At 56.2% G+C, this 19,975-nt stretch carries 33 protein-coding genes; all 33 read right to left on the bottom strand.

The features are described from left to right. Positions 1-121: 121 nt before the first annotated feature. The 33 genes from Q4S41_RS02870 to rpsJ all read right to left on the bottom strand — a co-directional run bounded on the left by Q4S41_RS02870 (position 122) and on the right by rpsJ (position 19,969). On the bottom strand, positions 122-1,111 hold the full coding sequence (locus Q4S41_RS02870; protein ID WP_196291022.1) for a DNA-directed RNA polymerase subunit alpha: 990 nt from the start codon (positions 1,109-1,111) through the stop codon (positions 122-124). 90 nt (positions 1,112-1,201) lie between these two features. After that, on the bottom strand, positions 1,202-1,807 hold the full coding sequence (gene rpsD, locus Q4S41_RS02865; RefSeq protein ID WP_196291021.1) for a 30S ribosomal protein S4: 606 nt from the start codon (positions 1,805-1,807) through the stop codon (positions 1,202-1,204). Between the two features lie 26 nt (positions 1,808-1,833). Continuing rightward, positions 1,834-2,226 (bottom strand): 30S ribosomal protein S11, encoded by a 393-nt coding sequence (gene rpsK, locus Q4S41_RS02860; protein ID WP_035567868.1) that lies wholly within the window; start codon positions 2,224-2,226, stop codon positions 1,834-1,836. Positions 2,227-2,359: 133 nt separating this feature from the next. Then, the gene (gene rpsM / locus Q4S41_RS02855; protein ID WP_196291020.1) at positions 2,360-2,737 is read right to left on the bottom strand and encodes a 30S ribosomal protein S13; all 378 of its coding nucleotides are present in this window, start codon (positions 2,735-2,737) and stop codon (positions 2,360-2,362) included. A 111-nt stretch (positions 2,738-2,848) separates the two neighbouring features. Beyond that, positions 2,849-2,965, bottom strand: a complete 117-nt coding sequence (gene rpmJ, locus Q4S41_RS02850; protein WP_046246595.1) for a 50S ribosomal protein L36 — start codon at positions 2,963-2,965, stop codon at positions 2,849-2,851. A gap of 21 nt (positions 2,966-2,986) precedes the next feature. Further along, entirely contained in the window at positions 2,987-3,205 is a 219-nt protein-coding gene (gene infA, locus Q4S41_RS02845) for a translation initiation factor IF-1 (RefSeq protein WP_035567874.1), read from the bottom strand. 5 nt (positions 3,206-3,210) lie between these two features. Next, entirely contained in the window at positions 3,211-3,996 is a 786-nt protein-coding gene (gene map / locus Q4S41_RS02840) for a type I methionyl aminopeptidase (RefSeq protein ID WP_305029587.1), read from the bottom strand. A gap of 7 nt (positions 3,997-4,003) precedes the next feature. Then, a complete protein-coding gene (gene secY / locus Q4S41_RS02835; protein WP_196286032.1) occupies positions 4,004-5,323 on the bottom strand; it encodes a preprotein translocase subunit SecY in 1,320 nt (439 codons plus the stop codon). A gap of 15 nt (positions 5,324-5,338) precedes the next feature. Beyond that, positions 5,339-5,788, bottom strand: a complete 450-nt coding sequence (gene rplO, locus Q4S41_RS02830; protein WP_196291018.1) for a 50S ribosomal protein L15 — start codon at positions 5,786-5,788, stop codon at positions 5,339-5,341. A gap of 13 nt (positions 5,789-5,801) precedes the next feature. Continuing rightward, the gene (gene rpmD / locus Q4S41_RS02825; RefSeq protein WP_190925707.1) at positions 5,802-5,981 is read right to left on the bottom strand and encodes a 50S ribosomal protein L30; all 180 of its coding nucleotides are present in this window, start codon (positions 5,979-5,981) and stop codon (positions 5,802-5,804) included. Between the two features lie 5 nt (positions 5,982-5,986). Then, complete coding sequence (gene rpsE / locus Q4S41_RS02820; protein ID WP_035567955.1) at positions 5,987-6,478, bottom strand: 30S ribosomal protein S5; 492 nt, start codon at positions 6,476-6,478, stop codon at positions 5,987-5,989. Positions 6,479-6,568: 90 nt separating this feature from the next. Beyond that, positions 6,569-6,919 carry a 50S ribosomal protein L18 gene (gene rplR / locus Q4S41_RS02815; RefSeq protein WP_245115532.1) on the bottom strand — a complete coding sequence of 117 codons (351 nt, stop codon included), beginning with the start codon at positions 6,917-6,919 and terminating at the stop codon, positions 6,569-6,571. Positions 6,920-6,928: 9 nt separating this feature from the next. Then, complete coding sequence (gene rplF, locus Q4S41_RS02810) at positions 6,929-7,483, bottom strand: 50S ribosomal protein L6 (protein WP_245115530.1); 555 nt, start codon at positions 7,481-7,483, stop codon at positions 6,929-6,931. Positions 7,484-7,510: 27 nt separating this feature from the next. Further along, positions 7,511-7,909: a 30S ribosomal protein S8 gene (gene rpsH / locus Q4S41_RS02805; RefSeq protein ID WP_068191741.1), complete on the bottom strand. Its 399-nt coding sequence runs from the start codon at positions 7,907-7,909 to the stop codon at positions 7,511-7,513. 281 nt (positions 7,910-8,190) lie between these two features. Beyond that, positions 8,191-9,051, bottom strand: coding sequence for an NAD(P)-dependent oxidoreductase (locus Q4S41_RS02800; protein ID WP_305029586.1), 861 nt, complete (start codon positions 9,049-9,051; stop codon positions 8,191-8,193). A gap of 146 nt (positions 9,052-9,197) precedes the next feature. Further along, a complete protein-coding gene (gene lepB / locus Q4S41_RS02795) occupies positions 9,198-10,361 on the bottom strand; it encodes a signal peptidase I (protein WP_305029585.1) in 1,164 nt (387 codons plus the stop codon). Between the two features lie 254 nt (positions 10,362-10,615). After that, complete coding sequence (locus Q4S41_RS02790; protein WP_305029584.1) at positions 10,616-11,395, bottom strand: hypothetical protein; 780 nt, start codon at positions 11,393-11,395, stop codon at positions 10,616-10,618. 79 nt (positions 11,396-11,474) lie between these two features. After that, positions 11,475-11,744, bottom strand: coding sequence for a 30S ribosomal protein S14 (rpsN, locus tag Q4S41_RS02785; protein WP_035567891.1), 270 nt, complete (start codon positions 11,742-11,744; stop codon positions 11,475-11,477). 12 nt (positions 11,745-11,756) lie between these two features. Continuing rightward, entirely contained in the window at positions 11,757-12,311 is a 555-nt protein-coding gene (rplE, locus tag Q4S41_RS02780; RefSeq protein ID WP_305029583.1) for a 50S ribosomal protein L5, read from the bottom strand. Positions 12,312-12,326: 15 nt separating this feature from the next. Next, on the bottom strand, positions 12,327-12,671 hold the full coding sequence (rplX, locus tag Q4S41_RS02775) for a 50S ribosomal protein L24 (protein WP_196291011.1): 345 nt from the start codon (positions 12,669-12,671) through the stop codon (positions 12,327-12,329). Positions 12,672-12,674: 3 nt separating this feature from the next. After that, positions 12,675-13,043 carry a 50S ribosomal protein L14 gene (rplN, locus tag Q4S41_RS02770; RefSeq protein ID WP_035567895.1) on the bottom strand — a complete coding sequence of 123 codons (369 nt, stop codon included), beginning with the start codon at positions 13,041-13,043 and terminating at the stop codon, positions 12,675-12,677. A 9-nt stretch (positions 13,044-13,052) separates the two neighbouring features. Then, entirely contained in the window at positions 13,053-13,349 is a 297-nt protein-coding gene (rpsQ, locus tag Q4S41_RS02765) for a 30S ribosomal protein S17 (protein ID WP_196286022.1), read from the bottom strand. A gap of 5 nt (positions 13,350-13,354) precedes the next feature. Beyond that, positions 13,355-13,567 (bottom strand): 50S ribosomal protein L29, encoded by a 213-nt coding sequence (rpmC, locus tag Q4S41_RS02760; RefSeq protein WP_196291010.1) that lies wholly within the window; start codon positions 13,565-13,567, stop codon positions 13,355-13,357. A 3-nt stretch (positions 13,568-13,570) separates the two neighbouring features. Then, complete coding sequence (rplP, locus tag Q4S41_RS02755) at positions 13,571-13,996, bottom strand: 50S ribosomal protein L16 (RefSeq protein ID WP_046246580.1); 426 nt, start codon at positions 13,994-13,996, stop codon at positions 13,571-13,573. 108 nt (positions 13,997-14,104) lie between these two features. Further along, positions 14,105-14,992 carry a 30S ribosomal protein S3 gene (rpsC, locus tag Q4S41_RS02750; protein ID WP_196291009.1) on the bottom strand — a complete coding sequence of 296 codons (888 nt, stop codon included), beginning with the start codon at positions 14,990-14,992 and terminating at the stop codon, positions 14,105-14,107. 6 nt (positions 14,993-14,998) lie between these two features. After that, the gene (rplV, locus tag Q4S41_RS02745) at positions 14,999-15,412 is read right to left on the bottom strand and encodes a 50S ribosomal protein L22 (protein ID WP_305009690.1); all 414 of its coding nucleotides are present in this window, start codon (positions 15,410-15,412) and stop codon (positions 14,999-15,001) included. 1 nt (position 15,413) lies between these two features. Further along, on the bottom strand, positions 15,414-15,692 hold the full coding sequence (gene rpsS / locus Q4S41_RS02740) for a 30S ribosomal protein S19 (protein ID WP_068191730.1): 279 nt from the start codon (positions 15,690-15,692) through the stop codon (positions 15,414-15,416). Between the two features lie 3 nt (positions 15,693-15,695). Beyond that, complete coding sequence (rplB, locus tag Q4S41_RS02735; RefSeq protein ID WP_196291007.1) at positions 15,696-16,523, bottom strand: 50S ribosomal protein L2; 828 nt, start codon at positions 16,521-16,523, stop codon at positions 15,696-15,698. 51 nt (positions 16,524-16,574) lie between these two features. Next, positions 16,575-16,862 carry a 50S ribosomal protein L23 gene (gene rplW / locus Q4S41_RS02730; RefSeq protein WP_208178125.1) on the bottom strand — a complete coding sequence of 96 codons (288 nt, stop codon included), beginning with the start codon at positions 16,860-16,862 and terminating at the stop codon, positions 16,575-16,577. Then, the gene (gene rplD / locus Q4S41_RS02725; protein WP_305029582.1) at positions 16,862-17,500 is read right to left on the bottom strand and encodes a 50S ribosomal protein L4; all 639 of its coding nucleotides are present in this window, start codon (positions 17,498-17,500) and stop codon (positions 16,862-16,864) included. Before rplD ends, rplW begins: the two co-directional genes overlap by 1 nt. Positions 17,501-17,509: 9 nt before the next feature. Continuing rightward, positions 17,510-18,130 (bottom strand): 50S ribosomal protein L3, encoded by a 621-nt coding sequence (gene rplC, locus Q4S41_RS02720; protein ID WP_196291005.1) that lies wholly within the window; start codon positions 18,128-18,130, stop codon positions 17,510-17,512. Positions 18,131-18,292: 162 nt separating this feature from the next. Further along, complete coding sequence (locus Q4S41_RS02715; RefSeq protein WP_305029581.1) at positions 18,293-19,567, bottom strand: O-antigen ligase family protein; 1,275 nt, start codon at positions 19,565-19,567, stop codon at positions 18,293-18,295. 96 nt (positions 19,568-19,663) lie between these two features. Then, positions 19,664-19,969 (bottom strand): 30S ribosomal protein S10, encoded by a 306-nt coding sequence (gene rpsJ / locus Q4S41_RS02710; protein ID WP_035567915.1) that lies wholly within the window; start codon positions 19,967-19,969, stop codon positions 19,664-19,666. Positions 19,970-19,975 lie beyond the last annotated feature (6 nt).

Raw genomic sequence — 19,975 nt, 5'->3', positions numbered from 1 at the left:
TCAAGGCCTCATTAGAACCGCTGCCCCTGGGGCACACTGGTGAAATAGTAAATGGATAAAAAAGAAGATGTGCTAACCCGCCGGACAAGTCCAGCCAATCAGCACATCTTTAATCGATATTCTAGTCTTCGTCCAGGCGATACTTGCCCAGGTCCATACCGAACTCCAAACCACGCTCTTCCACGAGGTTTTCCAGCTCGGTCAAGCTCTTCTTGCCAAAGTTGCGGAACTTCATCATGTCGGCAATTTCGAGCTGCACCAATTCGCCCATCGTTTTGATGTCGGCAGCCTTGAGGCAGTTCTTGGCGCGTACGCTGAGCTCCATGTCCTCCAGCGGAGTCTTGAGCATCTTGCGCATCTGCATGGTTTCTTCATCAATCGGCTCGTCTTCGGTCACGCGAGGGCCTTCGAGGGTCATCGTGTTATCCGAGAACAGCATGAAGTGCTGAATGAGAATATTAGCCGCACCTTTCAGCGCTTCCTCCGGGTGAATCGAACCGTCGGTCTGAATCTCGATAACGAGCTTCTCGTAGTCGGTTTTCTGCTCCACGCGGGTGTTCTCGATGCTGTACTTCACGTTCTTGATGGGCGTGTAGATAGCGTCGATGGCAATCTGACCGAAAACCTGGTCAGCCGGCTTGTTCTCGTCGGCGGGCACGTAGCCACGGCCACGGGCAATCGTCAGCTCCAACTCCAACTCTACGCTGGGGTCGAGGTGCGCAATCACGTGGTCGGGGTTCAGTACTTCGAAACCGCTGGCGAACTTGGCAATATCAGCGCCCGAGAAGGTATCTTGGCCTTTCACGCGCACCGTAATTTTATCCGAGATGGCGTCGCTCACCTTCTTGAAGCGAACCATTTTCAGGTTCAGGATGATTTCGGACATGTCCTCAATCACCCCTTCGATGGTCGAAAACTCGTGCAGCACGCTGTTGGTGCGCACCGACGTGATGGCGAAACCCTCCAGCGACGACAACAGAATGCGACGCAGCGCATTGCCGATGGTGACGCCGTAGCCCTTCTCGAGCGGCTTAAATTCAAACGTCCCGGTGAAGTCGTCGGATTTCTCCATCACCACTTTCTCCGGCATCTGAAAAGCTAAGATTGACATATGTGGGGCGTAAAAAATTTGAAAAAAGTTGGTGAAGTATAAGCACAAGTGCGGCCCGACAAACTGCCGGGCCGCTACCAGTAGCGTTACTTACTTCGAATACAGTTCGACGATGAGCTGCTCGGTGATTTTCTCCGGAATCAGCTCACGGGCGGGGGCGTTGAGGAACTTGCCAGCCAACTCCTTGCCGTCCCACTCCAGCCACGAGAACTGGCGCGAGTTGCGAACCGACAGGCTCGTGGTGATGGCTTCCAGCGACTTCGACTTCTCGCGCACGGCCACGATGTCGCCGGGACGGAGGTGGTACGAAGGGATGTTCACCACTTCACCGTTCACGGTGATGTGCTTATGACCAACGAGCTGACGGGCAGCGCGACGCGTCGAGGCAATGCCCAAACGGTACACGGCGTTGTCCAGACGGGCTTCCAGCAAGGCGAGCAGGTTGTCACCGGTGATGCCGGGCAGCGCAGCCGCTTTGTGGAACAGGTTTTCGAATTGCTTCTCCAACATGCCGTACATGTACTTCACCTTCTGCTTCTCCATCAGCTGGACAGCGTACTCCGACTGCTTCTTGCGACGGCCGCGGCCGTGCTGGCCCGGAGGATAGGCTTTCTTGTTGAGCGCTTTGCTCGGGCCGAAAATCGGCTCGTTGAAGCGACGGGCAATTTTTGAGGTAGGGCCGGTATAACGTGCCATTGTAATCTAATTTCTGAAGTGGAAAACTAAACGCGACGACGCTTGGGGGGGCGGCAGCCGTTGTGCGGCAGCGGCGTTACGTCGCGGATGGTGGTCACCTCAATGCCCACGTTGCCGAGGGCGCGGATGGCCGACTCACGGCCCGAGCCGGGGCCTTTTACGAATACTTCGGCTTTGCGCATGCCTAGGTCGTGGGCCACTTTGCCGCAGTCGCTCATCGCCATTTGAGCGGCGTAGGGCGTGTTTTTCTTCGAACCACGGAAGCCCATTTTGCCGGCCGAAGCCCACGAAATAACTTGACCGTTGTTGTTGGTGATGGAGATGATGATGTTGTTGAACGAGGCACGGATGTGTACCTGGCCCACCTGCTCCACCACGACAACGCGCTTCTTGGCTTTGTCTTTTCTTTTTTGTGCCATTTGGTTATCGCAAAAAATGCGGGAGGTGTTAGTGTCAGTTAAGAGTTAGGAGTTAAAAGTTATGAGTTGAATAAACGCCCAACTCATAGCTTTTAACTCTTAACTTTTAACTCACCCTGATTCCCGTGTGAATTTATTTGGTTGCCTTCTTCTTGCCGGCCACCGTTTTGCGCTTGCCCTTGCGGGTACGCGAGTTGTTCTTGGTGCGCTGACCACGAACTGGCAGACCTTTGCGGTGACGCAGACCACGGTAGCAACCGATGTCCATCAAACGCTTGATGTTCGTCGTTACTTCCGAGCGCAGCACGCCCTCAGTCTTGTGCTCGGCGGCAATGATGGCGCGGACAGCACCCGACTCCTCGTCGGTCCAGTCCTTCACCTTCTTGTTGACGTCGACGCCAGCTTTTACCAGAATCTTGCTGGCGTTGCTCCGGCCAATGCCGAAAATGTAAGTCAGCGAAATTTCGCCGCGCTTGTTGTCCGGGATATCAACCCCTGCGATACGAGCCATTGTGTGTGGTTATGTGTTTGCGGACAGAAACCCGGCAACTACTTGGAAGGCGGGCCGAAGGCTAACAACCAACGACCCAGTACCCAAGGTTCCGGGGTTCTAAAAATTGAATTAACCCTGACGCTGCTTGAAGCGCGGGTTTTTCTTGTTGATGACGTAGAGCTTGCCATTACGGCGGACCAGTTTGCAGTCCACGCTACGCTTTTTCACCGAGGTTTTTACTTTCATGACCTGTGAAGGGAAACGGGTTTATTTATAACGATACTTAATCCGGCCCTTCGACAAGTCGTAGGGCGACATTTCCAGTTTCACCTTGTCGCCGGGCAGAATCTTGATGTAGTGCATCCGCATCTTGCCCGAAATGTGGGCAATCAGCTGGTGACCGTTCTCCAATTCCACGCGGAACATGGCGTTAGAAAGGGCTTCCAGGATGGTTCCGTCCTGCTCAATCGAGGCTTGTTTTGCCATAAGGGCTACTGCTGCAATGCTTTTTCGATGTATTCAAAGGAGGTGAGAATCTCCGCCTTTTCTTTTCTAACTACTACGGTGTGCTCGAAGTGCGCCGAAGGCTTGCGGTCCCGGGTGCGGATGGTCCAGCCATCCGCTTCCTGCACCACGTCCTTCTTGCCCAGGTTCACCATCGGCTCAATGGCGATGACCAAACCCGTTTGCAAAAGCGGCCCGGAACCCCGCTTGCCATAATTTGGCACATCGGGGCTTTCGTGCAGCTTCGCGCCAACTCCGTGACCTACCAACTCGCGCACCACCCCGTAGCCCAACGGGCCCACATGGTTCTGGATAGCGTAGCTGATGTCGCCCACGCGGTTGCCGCTCACGGCTTGTTCGATGCCTTTGTACAGCGCCGCTTTCGTTTCCTTGAGCAGCGTCAGCACTTCCGGCGCCACCTCCCCGATTGGGTAGGTGTAAGCACTATCTGAATGGTAGCCATTCAGCAACACCCCGCAATCCACCGAGATGATGTCGCCGCTTTTCAGCGGCTCGTCGGTGGCGAACCCGTGCACCACCACCGCATTCGGCGAGAGGCACAGGCTGTAGGGGAAATCGTATAAACCTTTGAAAGAAGGAATGCCGCCATTGTCTCGGATGAATTCTTCCGCGCGCTTATCAAGCTGCCGCGTCGTTACTCCTTCCTTGATGAGACTCGCGACTTCGCCGTGAGCCCGGGCTAGCAGTTGGCCGCTCGCCCGCATGAGGTCAATCTCTTCTTCGGTTTTGTATTGTATTGGACCTTTTGCCATTGCTTGATTACGAGGCGATGGAAATGGGCTGGGCCGTGCGACCGCGCAGCTTACCCGATTTCATCATGCCGTCGTAGTGCTGCATCAACAAGTAGCTCTGCACCTGGTTCACTGTGTCGAGCACTACCCCCACCATGATGATGAGCGACGTGCCGCCATAGAAAGCCGAGAACGGACGAGTTACACCCAGCAACAAAGCCAGCGCGGGGAAGATGGCGATGAGCGCCAGCGCCACGGCACCCGGTAGGGTGATGCGCGTCAGGATTTCATCGATGTATTCCGAGGTATCGCGGCCAGGCTTTACGCCGGGCACGAAACCACCGCTCCGCTTCAGGTCATCGGCAATCTGGTTAGGGTTAACGCTGATGGCCGTGTAGAAGTAAGTGAAGATGATGATGAGCAGGCCGAAAGTCAGGTTGTACTGCCATGAGGTGTAATCCGAAAACTTCACGCCGATGTAGCTGGCGGTATCACTCTGGTTCTGCCATACCGACGCCACAATGGCGGGCACGAACATCAGCGACTGGGCGAAGATGATGGGCATTACGCCGGCTGCATTCACCTTGAGGGGAATGAACTGACGCTGCGCATCAAGCTGCGTGGTGCCGCCGACCTGCTTAGCGTACTGCACCGCGATGCGGCGAACCGCTTGCGTGAGCACGATAACCGCCATTACCACGAGGAACAGTACCACCATTTCCAGCAGGAAGATGAGGGACTTGTTCACGCCTTTGGCAGCAGCCTCACCGATGATAGCACCGGGGAGACGCGACACGATACCAATCATGATAATCATGGAGATACCGTTGCCGATGCCTTTGTCCGTGATTTTCTCGCCTAGCCACATGCAGAACAACGTGCCAGCCGTGATGATAATCATGGTCGAAACGGTAAAGAACGTGCCGGGATTGATGATGGCTTCGGCGTTAATCGTGGCGATGAAACCAACCGATTGGGCCAACACAATCGGAATCGTGAGAATCCGGGTGTACTGGTTGATTTTCTTACGTCCCGACTCGCCTTCCTTCTGGAGCTTCTGGAAGTAGGGCACGGCGATGGTGAGCAGCTGCAACACAATCGACGCCGAGATGTACGGCATGATGCCCAGCGCGAAGATGGACGCGTGGCTGAATGCGCCGCCGAGCAGCGTATCCAGAATGCCAAACAAGCCTTGGGCGCCGGTCTTGAGCTGCGTGGGGTCAACGCCCGGCAACACCACGTAAACGCCTAGGCGATAGATGGCAATGAAGAAAAGCGTATTGAGGATTCGCGTACGCAAATCCTCAATCGCAAAAATGTTTTTTATCGACTCGATAAACTTATTCATTGCCGAAGGTAGCTATTAGAGCGTTACCGCTTTGCCGCCAGCTTTCTCGATGGCTTCAACAGCCGATTTCGAGAAGGCGTGAGCATGAACTTCTACAGCAGTGGCGATTTCGCCACGGCCGAGAACTTTGATTTTGGCGTTTTTCGAAACCAGACCGGCGGCTACGAAGTAAGCGGCATCCAGGGTGGTGGCGCTGTTCTTCTCGAGGAGGCCAGCGAGCACATCGAGGTTGATGGCTTTGTACTCGACGCGGTTGATGTTCGTGAAGCCGAACTTGGGCACACGGCGCTGGAGGGGCATCTGGCCACCTTCGAAGCCGGACTTGCGCTTGTAGCCCGAACGCGACTTGGCGCCTTTGTGACCACGGGTCGACGTGCCACCGCGCGTGGAGCCTTCGCCCCGGCCAATCCGCTTCTCGTTTTTAGTCGAGCCGTAGGCGGGCGATAGATTGCTGAGATTAAGCATGACGATAATAGTCTTACAGTTCGGTTACTTGGAGCAGGTGCTGCACGCTCTTCACCATGCCCAGGATGGACGGGTTCGATTCGTGGGTAGCGGTGCTGTTGAGTTTGTTCAGGCCGAGGGACTGAACGGTGCGCTTCTGACGCTCGGGGCGGTCAATGGCGCTGCGCACGAGCTTTACTTGAATTTGTGCCATGTCAATTAACCGTTAAAAACGCGGGCCAAAGAAATACCACGGGCTTGAGCGATTTGCAACGGGTCGCGCATTTTGGCGAGGGCTGCAAACGTCGCTTTTACCACGTTGTGAGGGTTCGACGAGCCTTTCGACTTCGCCAGCACATCCTTGATACCGGCGCTCTCGAACACGGCGCGCATAGCACCGCCGGCGATTACACCCGTACCGGCAGCAGCCGGCTGGATGAGCACGAAACCACCGCCGTAGCGGCCTTCCATGAGGTGGGGAACGGTGTGCTTGTACATCGGCACTTTCACCACGTTCTTCTTGGCGTCGTCAATGCCTTTGGCAATGGCGTCGGTTACTTCGTTGGCTTTGCCGAGGCCGTAGCCTACGTTGCCGTTGCCGTCGCCTACTACCACGATGGCAGAGAAGCTAAAGCGGCGACCGCCTTTCACCACCTTCGCTACGCGGTTGATGGCTACTACTTTTTCTTTGAAGTCGGAGTCAGCACCCATGCGGGAGTTGTCCTTGTTCCGGTCGCGGTCGTTGCTGCGCTGACGGTCTCCGCCAGGACGATTGTTGTCGCGTTCTTGCGCCATGATAGTTTAGAAATTGAGGCCGCCTTCGCGAGCACCTTCAGCCAATGATTTTACGCGACCGTGGTAGAGGTAACCCGAGCGGTCGAACACCACTTTTGTGATGCCTTTCTCCAGGGCAACCGCGGCTACCTGACGGCCTACAGCGGCGGCCAGGGCCACACCGTTGCCACCTTCGGCGGTTACTTTTTTCGACGTAGCGGCAGCCAGGGTGCGGCCGGTCGTGTCGTCGATAATCTGAGCATAAATGCCCGTGTTGCTGCGGAACACCGACAGGCGCGGACGCTCCGAGGTGCCGGACACTTTCGTGCGGATGATGCGCTGAATCCGCTTGCGGCGAGTTGCTTTATCAAATGCCATGATGCGAATTTATTTAGAGGCCGTTTTACCAGCTTTGCGACGGATAATCTCGCCCACGAAGCGCACACCTTTGCCTTTGTAGGGCTCCACTTTGCGCAGCGAACGAATTTTGGCGGCCACTTGGCCCAGCAACTGATTGTCGATGCTGTTGAGCGTCACAATCGGGTTCTTACCCTTTTCGGTTACGGCCGTAGCGGATACTTCGCCGGGAAGGGCGATGTACACGTTGTGCGAGTATCCGAGGGCCAGTTCCAGCGTGCTGCCCACGAGCGAGGCTTTGTAACCTACGCCCACGAGTTCGAGTTTCTTCTCGAAACCAGCGCTAACACCGGTCACCATGTTGTTGATGAGCGAGCGGTAGAGGCCGTGCATGGCCTTGTGGCGCTTCTGCTCGGTGGGACGGGTTACGGTGAGGGTACCGTCTTCGATGGCTACGGTGATGTCGCGGTCTACTTGCGTAGTGAGCGAGCCTTTGGGGCCTTTCACCGTCACCGCGTTGTCTTTGTCGACCGAAATAGCGACCCCGGCGGGGACGGAAATCGGCAGTTTACCAATACGTGACATAATTGAATTTGCTAAAGCGGTTCCGGACTAGTACACGTAGCACAGCACCTCGCCGCCCACGTTCTCGGTTTTGCACTCTTTCTCCGTCATCACGCCTTTCGAGGTCGAGATGATGGCCACACCCAGGCCGCTGAGGACGCGGGGCAGGTTGTCGGCGGCCACGTACTGACGCAAGCCGGGCGTCGAAACGCGCTGCAGCTTGGTGATGGCGGGGGCCTTCGTGGTGGGGTTGTACTTCAGGGCGATTTTGATGGTGCCCTGAACCGACGAATCATCAAAACGGTACGACTGGATGTACCCTTTGTGGTACAGCACTTTCGTGATTTCCTTTTTGATGTTGCTGGCCGGAATTTCTACCACCCGGTGGTTCGCCTTGATGGCGTTGCGTACCCGGGTCAGGTAGTCGGCAATGGGGTCAGTGTTCATTATTTTTTAAATACGTCCGCTTTTTTCGGAGCGCAAAGATAAGAAAATTTCGCCGGGTGCCCAACGGGACCAACGAAATTTCGGTTAAGACTACTTGGCACGTCCGGCGACGGTCCGGCCAATGGTTTCTTTTGGCAACCTGCCAAATGGTTTTCGAGGCAAGCCTCAGGTTTTGGGAGTGCAAAGGTAGCAGGCTTTCAGGGGCTTTTGCAAGTGCTTGACAGAAATATTCTTGACTGCTGGACAGCCGACACCCAAAAACCTCCGAATCTGAAGAAGCGCTATTGCTGCTTCAGGTGCTTAAGAATGGCAATCACGTCTTCGTCGCCATGCGTGGCTTCTGCCTCCTGGAAGGTCTGGTGAACCACGTTGGCCAGCGGCGTATCCGAGCCCTCGGCTTTGGCCAGGCGCAGGTCTTTGGCGAGCAGCTTGAGGGCGAAGGCGGCCTGGTAGTTCTCGTTGAGGATGGCGTCGCCCTTGAGGTTGATAAAGACGCTGGCAAGGGCGCTGCTTTTGATGAGGTCGAGCAAGTCGGCCGTTTCCAGCCCGTGCTGCTGGGCGAACAGGACGGCTTCAGCCAAGCCTTGGGCCTGGAAGCCGAGCAGGGTGTTCATGGCGAGCTTGGCATTGTTGCCTGCGCCGGTGGGGCCCACGCGCAGGGCCAGCTTGCCGAGGTGTGCGAACAAGGGCTGCGCTTTCTTGAACGCGGCTTCATCGCCGCCGACCATGATGGCGAGTTGGCCGGTTTCAGCCTGCTTCACGCTGCCGGATACGGGCGCGTCGAGGTACTCGTGGCCGTGGGCGCGGCTCAGCTCGGCCATCTCTTGGCTGACACCGGGCGAGACGGTACTCATGTTGATGATGAGCTTGCCGGCAGTAGAAGACTGCAGCAGGCCGTGCTCCCCGGTAAATAGCTCCCGGGTGGCCTGGTCATCCGATACCATGAGGAAAACGACTTGCGCGGCATCGAGCACGGCGGCGGGCGTGGGCGCGACGGTGGCGCCCTCGGCGCGCAGGGTTTCGGCCTTGGCAGGGCTGCGGTTGTAGGCGATAATGGGGATGCCGGCGGCGAGCAGGCGGCGGGCCATGGACGTGCCCATGTTGCCTAAGCCAATCCAGCCGGTGGTGATTGGTGATTCCATGACGGGTTGTGAGGGGTGGATAATGTGAACCAGCGCGGGGGCTGTCGTAGGCTATAACGGCAAATGGGGTTGCTCCGAATACCGGAACAACCCCATTTGTTTCACTTACTCCAATTTTCTGGTGGCCTGCGATGCGAGGCCCGCAGTTATTCAATGGGTCGGAACAGCCGGCTCCACCGGACTTTGTGCAGCACATCCGCATTGGGGTCGAGCGACAGCCACGTGAACACGGCTTTGCCCACGATATGGTCCTCCGGCACGAAGCCCCAGAAGCGGGAGTCTTCGGAGTTGTGGCGATTGTCGCCCATCATGAAGTAATAGTTCTGCTTGATGGTGTAGCGCGTGAGGGGCTGGCCGTGCTGGTATATCATCCCATCCTGCCAAGTGATGCCGAGGTTGTGCTCGTACTGCGACACGATTTTGTAGTACATCGCGGCGTTGGCTGGCGTGAGGGCAATGGTCTGACCCTTGCGCGGCACGGGCAGCGGGCCGTACTCGTCGAGCTGCCAGCGGCGGGGAGTAGCACTGGCGGCTTGCGATACGTCGAAGTCGGCCACATCGGGGAACAGCTGCACGGGATACTGCACCACCTCCAGTGACTTCGTGTAGGGCTGCCGGCGGAAGTAGGCGGCCACCTCTGCGGGGCAGCTGATGAAGAAGCCGGGCTTGCCCGTTTCAGGGCTGATGATGGCGCGGGGCAAGCCGTCGGGCTCGCGGTAGTCGACCACGCCTTGGGCGCGCAGCGCCGCCACGATTTCATCGTTGGGCGCGGGCACTTCCAGGAAATAGGTGGTTTGCGGGCGGCCGGCTACCGCGCCGGGCTGGCCGTTGAGAAACACCTGGCCGCTGCGGATGCTCAGCGTATCGCCCGCCACCGCGATGCAGCGCTTGATGAGGTTGGTGCGCACATCAGCGGGGCGCTGCTCATGCGGCACGTGAAATACCACCACGTCGTTGCGCTTCACCGAGCTGAATCCGGGAAAGCGGTAAGTGGGCAGCTGGATAAGGTCGGAATAGCTCTGGGGGCCGTGCTCCCATAGAGTTTGGTGCGTGAGGGGCACTTGCAGCGGCGTTTGGGGCGTGATGGGGCCGTAGTGCAGCTTGCTCACCATGAGATAATCGCCCACCAGCAGCGTGCCCTCCATGCTTTCGGAGGGAATGGTGTAGGCCTCCACCGCCGACCAGCGGAGCAGCGTGGCCGCCACCACCGCAAAAATCACTGAGTCGGCCCACTCCCGGGTTTTGGTTTTGGGCGGCTTGGGTGGGGTGTTGGCGGTGGTGGGTTTGGTTTGGAAGAAGGGTATTCGCATGGGTTTCGGCTGAAGAGTGGGTGAGACAATAGCCACGGCAGCGCCGTAGCAACAGGGGTTGCTTTAACGCACTAGCAGACCAAATAGTACAGCTTACCTATATACCTCCTGCGTTTTATATACTCTCCCCTCCCCCACCCGCCCGGCGCGCATCTGAAGAGAATTAGAACGGGCTAAAGGTTCGGCAGATTCATTGCAACATTGTCCACCACCCGCTGCCCCAGTAGCTGGGGAAACGGAAGTGGCTGAGAGGCCTACTCCAACGAATCCACTTCTGCGCCCGATAAGCCAGTGTTTTCTATAATAAAGTCTCGGTCTACACCGACTTCTTTCATAAGTTTTGCAATAGCTAGCACGTCTTCTTTAGTTTCTTCCTGCTGAAATTTTCGGCACCAATTCCAGAACTCATCTTTGGAATTGCTGTCATCCATTGAGGCGGGATGCTTCACAATTTCAAGCGCAGTTTCTGGAATGGTCACCTGAAACGTTTCTTTTACCCAGTTCTGAAACTCGATATTGGGCTGTACAACGAACTCGTCGTTATCCTGCGGTGAAGCGCTAAAAGCGTCATCCCAGCAGATTTCATCATAACCGATGGCCAGCAGCCGCAAGAAGTCGATGCTGTTATCTGCCAGTACACAGTTTAGCAACGAACCCGACCCTGACCCGAGATGGACAATTTTCACTTCTCCAATGTCACTTAACCAAAACGCGGCCATTGACCCTTCGCCTCCCGTCTTGGCAAATACACACAGGCGCTGGTTGACTTCGTCGTGTTCTGCCCCGAACCAATGGTGCAAATACTTGCTTCCTTCAGCCTTGAACTCAATATCCGTTCCACCTCCACGGCCATTTTCGGTCTGACTCTCTTGAAGTTTTTCATCAGAATATAGAAACCCAATACGTTCGTCGTCGGCGTTATCAATGAAAAAACCTTGTTGTTCTATCCATTGGTAAAGTTGCTTAATAGGTGTAGGCACTTCCATTGCAGAAGGCATCGCTGCTGTCAGTTGCTCAAGTAGTTTTTGGCTCATAATCGGTGTAAATGAAAAATTCCCAAGCCGAAGCTAAAGCTTCAACTTGGGAATCAAACTTTACTGCGAAAATCGAAGCTTACCAGCTCGACTTGGTCACACCAGGAATTTTCCCGGCCAGTGCCATTTCGCGGAAACGCACGCGGCTGATGCCAAACTTGCGCATGTAGCCGCGGGGACGGCCGTCAATCATGTCGCGGTTGTGCAGGCGCACGGGCGAAGCGTTTTTGGGCAGCTTGTCGAGACCTTCGTAGTCGCCGGCAGCTTTCAGAGCCTTGCGCTTCTCAGCGTAGCGGGCCACGGTGGCAATGCGCTTGCGCTCCCGTGCTTTGATGGATTCTTTAGCCATGAGTTCGGGAGATTAAGCTTCTTTTTTAGCGTTGGCGAAAGGCATACCGAAAGCTTTCAGCAGCTCGTAGCTCTGCTCATCGTTCTCAGCTGTGGTCACGAACGTGATGTCCATGCCCGAGATGCCTTTGATTTTGTCAATCGAGATTTCGGGGAAGATGATTTGCTCCTTCACGCCGAGCGTGTAGTTGCCACGACCATCGAAACCTTTGTCGTTGATGCCTTTGAAGTCACGTACGCGGGGCAGGGCCACCGTCAGCAGACGGTCCATGAACTCGTACATTTTCTCGCCGCGCAGCGTCACTTTCGCCCCGATGGGCATGCCTTCGCGGAGCTTAAAGTTCGACACCGATTTCTTGGCGATGGTGGCAATGGCTTTCTGGCCGGTGATAACCGTCAGTTCTTCCACGCCGTTGTCGACCAATTTCTTATCGGCTACCGCCGCGCCAATGCCGCGGTTGATGCAGATTTTGGTGATACGGGGTACCTGCATGATGCTCTTGAACTGGAATTTCTCCTGGAGCGCGGGTACGACGTCTTTTTTATAAATGTCTTTGAGACGGGCCATGATGGTGGGGGCTGCTTAAGCCGTTTTGGCAGAGGCACGCTTGGCTTTGGCCGGAGCAGCAGCCGGAGCTGCGGCCGCGGCGGCACCTTTACGTACCCGCTCACCGGTGGTGGGGTTGATAGCCTGCACGTTGCTCACGTGCATGGGCGCCTCCATCTTGGTGATGCCGCCCTGGGGCGATTTGGCGCTCGGCTTGTTGTGTTTCGTCACCAGGTTCAGGCCCTCAACGGTTACGCGCTGAGTCACCCGGTTCACCGACTTGATAACGCCGGTTTTGCCCTTTTCGTCGCCAGCAATCACCTTCACGGTATCGCCCGACTTTACGTGCAGCTGCACGGGGTCTGCTTTTCTGATAGCCATGGCTTAGAGTACTTCGGGGGCTAGGGATACGATTTTCATGAACTGACGCTCACGCAGCTCGCGGGCCACTGGGCCGAAGATGCGCGTGCCGCGGGGCTCGTCGTTGTTGTTGAGCAACACGGCGGCGTTGTCGTCGAAGCGGATGTACGAACCGTCTTTGCGGCGCACTTCCTTCTTCACACGTACCACGACGGCCTTGCTCACGGTACCTTTCTTGGCGTTGCCCGAAGGGATAGCCGACTTGATGGCCACCACAATCTTGTCGCCAACGCTGGCGTATTTCTTGCCCGTGCCACCCAAAACGCGGATGCAGAGGACTTCCTTGGCGCCGCTGTTGTCGGCCACCGTCAGGCGGGATTCTTGCTGTATCATCGGTTCAGATTATTTAGCGCGTTCAACAATTTCAACCAGGCGCCACCGCTTGGTTTTGCTCAGCGGACGGGTGCTCATGATGCGCACCGTGTCGCCTTCGCCGCACTCGTTTTTCTCGTCGTGGGCGTGGAATTTCGTGGTTTTGGTCACGAACTTGCCGTACTTGGGGTGCTTTTGTTTCTGCACCACAGCCACGGTGATGGACTTGTCCATCTTCGAGCTCGTTACCGTGCCGGTGATTTCCTTGCGCATGTTGCGCGAGTCTTCAGCTACGGCTTGGTCTTGGGTTGTTACGTCGGTTGCCATCGGAATTAAGCGGGGTTAGAGGCCTGCTCGTTGTTCCGACGAGTCTGCTCGGTGAGCAAGCGGGCGACGTTTTTACGGTTGGCCTTGAGGCGGGCGGGGTTTTCCAGGGGCGAAATCGCGTGGGCGAAACGCAGCTGCTGGCCCTGAGCCTGCTCGGTTTTGATTTGCTCTTTCAGCGCTTCAGCGGAAAGGCCTTTGAGGTCGGTCTTGTTCTTCATGACTTAAGCAGCGTCCGTATAGTCGCGGCGAACCACGAATGAAGTTTTTACGGGGAGCTTCTGAGCCGCCAGACGCAGCGATTCTTTAGCTACTTCCAGCGACACACCGTCCGACTCGAACATGATTTGGCCGGGCTTCACGCAGGCTACCCAATACTCGGGCGAGCCTTTGCCTTTACCCATGCGCACCTCAGCGGGCTTCTTGGTAATCGGCTTGTCGGGGAAAATGCGAATCCATACTTGCCCTTCGCGTTTCATGGCGCGGGTCATGGCGATACGAGCAGCCTCAATTTGGCGAGCCGTAATCCAAGACACTTCCAGCGACTTGATAGCGAACGAACCGAAGTCTATGGAGCTGCCGCGGTAGGCGAGGCCTGTTACGCGACCCTTTTGCATCTTGCGATACTTGGTCCTTTTCGGTTGTAACATTTGATTTTAAATAAAGAGAGTGTTCTGTAAGAGAGAGGGGCGAACAGCCGAACATTTCGCTTCGTTCACCTGAAAGCGGCAAACGAAGCGAAATGACTTGACTTTGTTCTAGCGACGCGGGCCGCGAGCAGCACCGCCGGCAGCACCACCGCCTTGGGCGGGGCCGTTGCGACGGGGACCGGCGTTGTCGCCAGCGCCACGGGGGGCGCGGTCGCCACCGCCAGCGTTGCCACGACCAGCACCACCGTCACGACGCGGGCCACGGTCGCCTTCGCGACGCTCGCCGCGGGGGCCACGGTCGTCACGACGACCACCGCCACCTTCGCCGCCACCGGGGTTGGTGAGCTGCTGGTTGGGCGAGAGGTCGGGCTTGCCGAACACCTCACCGCGCATTACCCACACCTTGATGCCGATTTTGCCATACACGGTCTGAGCTTCCGACAAAGCGTAGTCGATATCGGCGCGCAGCGTGTGCAGCGGCGTACGACCTTCTTTGTACTGCTCCGAACGGGCAATCTCCGCACCGCCGAGACGGCCACCGCACTGAATCTTGATACCTTCGGCACCAACACGCATGGCAGCTTGAATCGACATTTTCATGGCGCGACGGAAGGAGATACGAGCGGCCAACTGCTGGGCGATGCTCTCGCCTACCAGCTTGGCATCCAACTCCGGACGCTTAATTTCGAAGATGTTGATTTGAACGTCTTTGCTGGTGATTTGCTTCAGCTCGTCCTTAATCTTGTCTACTTCCTGGCCGCCTTTGCCAATCACCACACCCGGACGCGCCGTGTTGATGGTGATGGTAATGCGCTTCAGGGTGCGCTCAATCACAATGCGGCTGATGCCACCTTTCTGAATACGAGCGTTGATGTACTTGCGGATTTTCTCGTCCTCCACCAGTTTCTCGGCGAAGTCCTTGCCGCCGTACCAGTTGGAGTCCCAGCCTTTGATTACTCCCAAGCGGAAGCCAACCGGATTTACTTTCTGTCCCATATTAACTTAGGATTTGGCGTCGGCCTTAGGGTTTTCGGTAGTGGCGGCTGCTTTAGCGCCTTTGCTGCCGAGCTTCTCCACTTTCGTGTCGATTTTCAGCGTCACGTGGTTGCTGCGCTTGCGGATGCGGTGGCCACGACCCTGGGGGGCGGGGCGCAGGCGCTTCAACTGGCGGCCTTCGTCCACGAAGATTTCGCTGATGTAGAGGTTTGCGTCCTCAATCCGCTCTTCTTCGTTGTGCTGCTGCCAGTTGGCCAAGGCCGAAAGGAGCAGTTTCTCAATCTTCTCGGCGCCGATGTTGGCTTCAAAGCGCAACAGGCCGAGGGCCTGGGTCACTTTCTTGCCGCGCACGAGGTCGGCCACCAGTCGCATCTTACGAGGCGAGGTCGGCACATTGCGGAGTTTTGCTACTGCTTCCATCTTAGCGCTTGCCTTTATCTTTTTTGGCGACGTGACCACGGAAGTTACGCGTCGGGGCGAATTCGCCCAACTTGTGCCCTACCATGTTCTCGGTCACATACACCGGGATGAACTTATTGCCGTTGTGAACAGCGAATGTGTGGCCAACGAAATCCGGGGAAATCATCGAGCGGCGCGACCAAGTCTTCACCACCGATTTCTTACCAGCCGTTTCGAGTGCCGTGACTTTCTTTTCCAGCCGGAAGTCAATGTACGGCCCTTTTTTGAGTGAACGTGCCATATATTACTTCTTGCCTTTGCGGCTCACAATCAGGTTCTCCGAATACTTGTTCTTGTTACGAGTCTTCTGGCCCTTAGCCAAAATGCCGTTACGGCTACGCGGGTGACCACCCGACGATTTGCCTTCGCCACCACCCATGGGGTGGTCGACAGGGTTCATTACCACACCACGAACACGCGGACGACGACCAGCCCAGCGGTTACGGCCGGCTTTGCCCATCACAGTGTTCATGTGGTCGCCGTTCGACACGGTACCAACGGTGGCCATGCAGGTCACGAGCACCATGCGCATCTCGCCCGAAGGCAATTTCAGCGTGGCGTACTTCTCTTCGCGGGCTACGATTTGGGCGTAGGTACCGGCCGAGCGAGCCATGGCCGCGCCCTGGCCGGGCTGCAACTCAATGTTGTGGAGGATGGTACCGAGGGGAATCTCACGCAGCGGCAAGGTATTGCCTACTTCGGGAGCGACGCCGGGGCCCGACACAATCTTCGCGCCTACCGTCATGCCGGCGGGAGCGATGATGTAACGCTTCTCACCATCGGCATAGTTGACGAGGGCGATACGCGCGGTGCGGTTGGGGTCGTACTCGATGGACTTCACGACGGCCGGAACACCGGCTTTGTCGCGCTTGAAGTCCACGATGCGGTACTGGGTTTTATGACCACCGCCGATGTAGCGGTTGGACATTTTACCGGAAGAGTTCCGGCCACCCGATTTGGAGAGGGAAGTCATCAGCGACTTCTCCGGGGTCGACGTCGTAATCTCGTCGAACGCCGGCGCAACGCGGAAGCGCTGCCCTGGGGTTGTTGGTCTGAGTTTTTTAAGTGCCATTACTAGCTAGTTGTGCTTTTGCGGCGAAAAATTTGAGGCGAAGCTTGCGGCCTAGAGGTTGCCGTAGAAGTCGATTACATCGCCTTCTTTCACGGTCACAATGGCTTTCTTGCCGTGGGCGCGACGACCGGAAACCTGGCCGCCTTTGGTGCCTTTCGACTTCATTTTGCCAATGGTGCGCATCGTGTTGATTTCGGTTACCGTCACGCCGTACAGCGATTCAATGTCCTTCTTGATTTGCACTTTGTTGGCGGTGCGCTCCACTTCGAACGTGTAGCGACCTTTCTCGTTCAGGCCGGTGGCCTTTTCGGTAACGATGGGGCGTTTCAGGGTGCTCATTATTCGGCGGTGCTATAGAGTTCAACCAATGAAGCCATGCCGTCTTCCGAAATCAGGAGCGTGTCCGTGTTCAGCAGGTCGTGGGTGTTGAGGCCTACGGGCGTCGACACTTTCACTTTCTGCAGGTTGCGGGCGCTCAGGAGCACGTTTTTGTTGACCTCACCGGTCACGAGCATGGTCTTTTTGCCATTGTTCAGCTTGAGGCCGTCGAGGATGGCAACGAAGTCCTTGGTGCGGGGAGCAGCCAGCGAGATGGTTTCCACCAGGGAAATCTTGCCGTCCTTCGCCAGGCTCGACAGGGCCGAGAGGCGAGCTACGCGCTTGGTCTTCTTGTTCAGTTTGAAGCCGTAGTCGCGGGGCTGGGGACCGAACATGCGGCCACCACCTACGAACACACCCGACTTCATGCTGCCGGCGCGGGCACCGCCCGTACCTTTTTGCTTCTTCAGCTTCTTCGTGGTGCCGTGCACCTCGTTGCGCTGCTTGGACTTGTGCGTGCCCTGGCGCTGGTTGGCCAGGTACTGCTTCACGTCCAGGTACATCACGTGCTCGTTTACTTCGAGACCGAAGATGGCGTCAGACAGGGTCACTTTGCGGCCGGTGTCTTCGCCTTTGAGGTTATATACTGCGAGTTCCATCGTACTAGTCTATTTCTCGATTACCACGTAAGAATTCTTCGCGCCGGGAATCGAGCCGCTCACCAGAATCAGGTTCTTGTCGCCTACTACGCGCATCACCTTCAGGTTCTGCACTTTCACGCGGTCGTTGCCCATGCGGCCACCCATGCGCATTCCTTTGAATACGCGCGAAGGCCACGAGCAAGCACCGATAGAACCGGGGTGACGCAGGCGGTTGTGCTGGCCGTGGGTCTGGCCACCAACACCCTGGAAGTTGTAACGCTTTACAACGCCCTGGAAACCCTTGCCTTTGGAAGTGCCTACTACGTCCACAAACTCGCCCTCTTCGAAGAGAGTCGCGTCGATGGTAGCGCCAGCGGCGTAGGTCGATTCGGCGTCGAGGCGGAATTCAACCAATTTTTTCTTGGGGGTAGTACCGGCTTTTTTGAAGTGACCAACCAATGCTTTGGTGGTGTTCTTCTCTTTTTTCTCGCCGTACCCAATTTGAATGGCGGTGTAACCGTCATTCGCGATAGTCTTAACCTGCGTCACTACGCACGGACCCGCTTCGATGAGCGTGCAGGGAATGTTTTTCCCATCCGGAGTGAAGAGGCTTGTCATACCGATTTTTTTACCGATGATGCCAGGCATTCTATTTGGTTATTAATGAACACAAAAAGAAAACGGCCGAGTGCCGTTTTCGCTAAGGGAGTGCAAAGATAGAAAAAAAGCTGGCGCTATCCCAATGTGGCTGAGAAATATTTTCTCAGTGAGGCTGTTAGCTCCGGTGGATGGCGTGTTTTGCTGGGCGATTTAGGCCGGGCGCCAGACGGGGTCGTTGTCGTCGCTCGGCAGGGAGCCTTGCAAAGCCAGCATCAGGAAGAACAAGACGAAGGCTAAGCCAATCTGCGTTTCCAGCGTGTATTCGACTAGGAAGGAAAGAGCGATGCTGACGTACTGGGCCAGCAACAATGGGGCGCACTTATGCCGGGCCCACCAAGCAGGATAGAACATTGCCCAGCAGAAGACCAATAGCCCTACCACACCATACGCGGCCAGATTATATAGATACTGGTTGTGGGGCAGGATATAGTATTCACTGGTCATTTCCGGATAGGTTTCGGCGTAGCGGATGGCCATTTCGCTTTCCAAATCTGGCTTACCGACACCAAAGAGCTTATTGTCCTCCCAGACGTTCAGCGCGGCTTTATAGGAGTAGAGACGTCCGGATATAGAGAATTTCTTTCCCTCGTCGCTAGTCTTCTGACGAGCTACAGTAACGTCAGTTTTGGTATTCGATATCTTATTCCGGAAGGTCGGAAAAGCTACATAGCTGAAGACAGGTAATAAAAGCAACGCAGCGGCAAGTATTCCGGCTCGCCTCCACTGCTGCTTACGAAGCACCAGCCACAGCACCGCCAGTCCACCTAACGCATAGAAGGTCATTTCGCCACTACGCACCGCGAGCATGTGCAGGAAAAGAACCAGCGCCACTATAATTCCAATCATCCAAGGCCGCCAAGCTGTCCGTACTGCTTGGCGCTCCAGTAATGTGATACCGGCTGCGATGGCAAGCGTAATCATTAGACTGAAGCGGATGTGGTCAGGTTCCGTCGGCATCACTTTCGAGCGGTAGTAGCTCTCGTTAATCTCAGCCGCGTGCAGGGCATAGTTGATAGTGGCCCCTACTGCGGCCAGCGTCGTTATGGCGATGAACAATAACCATAGCCAACGCAAGTAGCGGCCCGGAAAAGGCGGTAGTATCCAGAATGCCAGCGGCAGCATCAGGAAAGGCAATTGCATTCCTAAATCGAACCGGTATTCATCCATATTGGCCGCCTCGGTATGGAGGCCTGCGGTCAGGTGTAGCACATAGACCAAGGCAATACTTCCAAAGACTGGCCATAGTCTCAAGTTCGCAACGCGCTTATGCACCAAGGCGTAGACCACCCCGGTCACGGCCAGTCCTCCCATTGCAATTCCCAACGCCACTCTCAGCCAGTTGGCCAAGAAAATGCTGATGATGATGCAGACACAGAAGAAGAAGGCAGAACGGTGTAGTCGCTCAAGAGAAAAGACAGCAAGCATGAAGAATCAGTAGTGGCCGCGCAAGTTCCAAAGAAAAAGCCCCACCGCAACGAATTGCGGTGGGGCTTTAACTCAATTAAGACTGAAATCGGTGCCTCAGACTTTGATTTCTACGTCAACGCCGCTGGGCAATTCCAGCTTCATCAGGGCATCAACGGTCTTCGACGAGGTCGAGAAGATGTCTACGAGGCGCTTGTAGGTGCAAAGCTGGAACTGCTCCCGGCTCTTCTTGTTCACGTGGGGCGAGCGCAGCACGGTGAACTTCTCCTTTTGGGTCGGCAAAGGAATCGGGCCGCTAACGATGGCACCGGTGGCCTTCACAGCTTTCACGATTTTCTCGGCCGATTTGTCTACGAGGTTGTGGTCGTAGCTTTTCAGCTTAATGCGAATTTTCTGGTTCATTGTGAT

The organism is Hymenobacter convexus (assembly GCF_030580955.1).
In the GTDB taxonomy this organism is placed as follows: domain Bacteria; phylum Bacteroidota; class Bacteroidia; order Cytophagales; family Hymenobacteraceae; genus Hymenobacter.
Note: the sequence above shows the minus strand (reverse complement) of the source record. Positions and strands in the feature narration are given on the sequence as shown.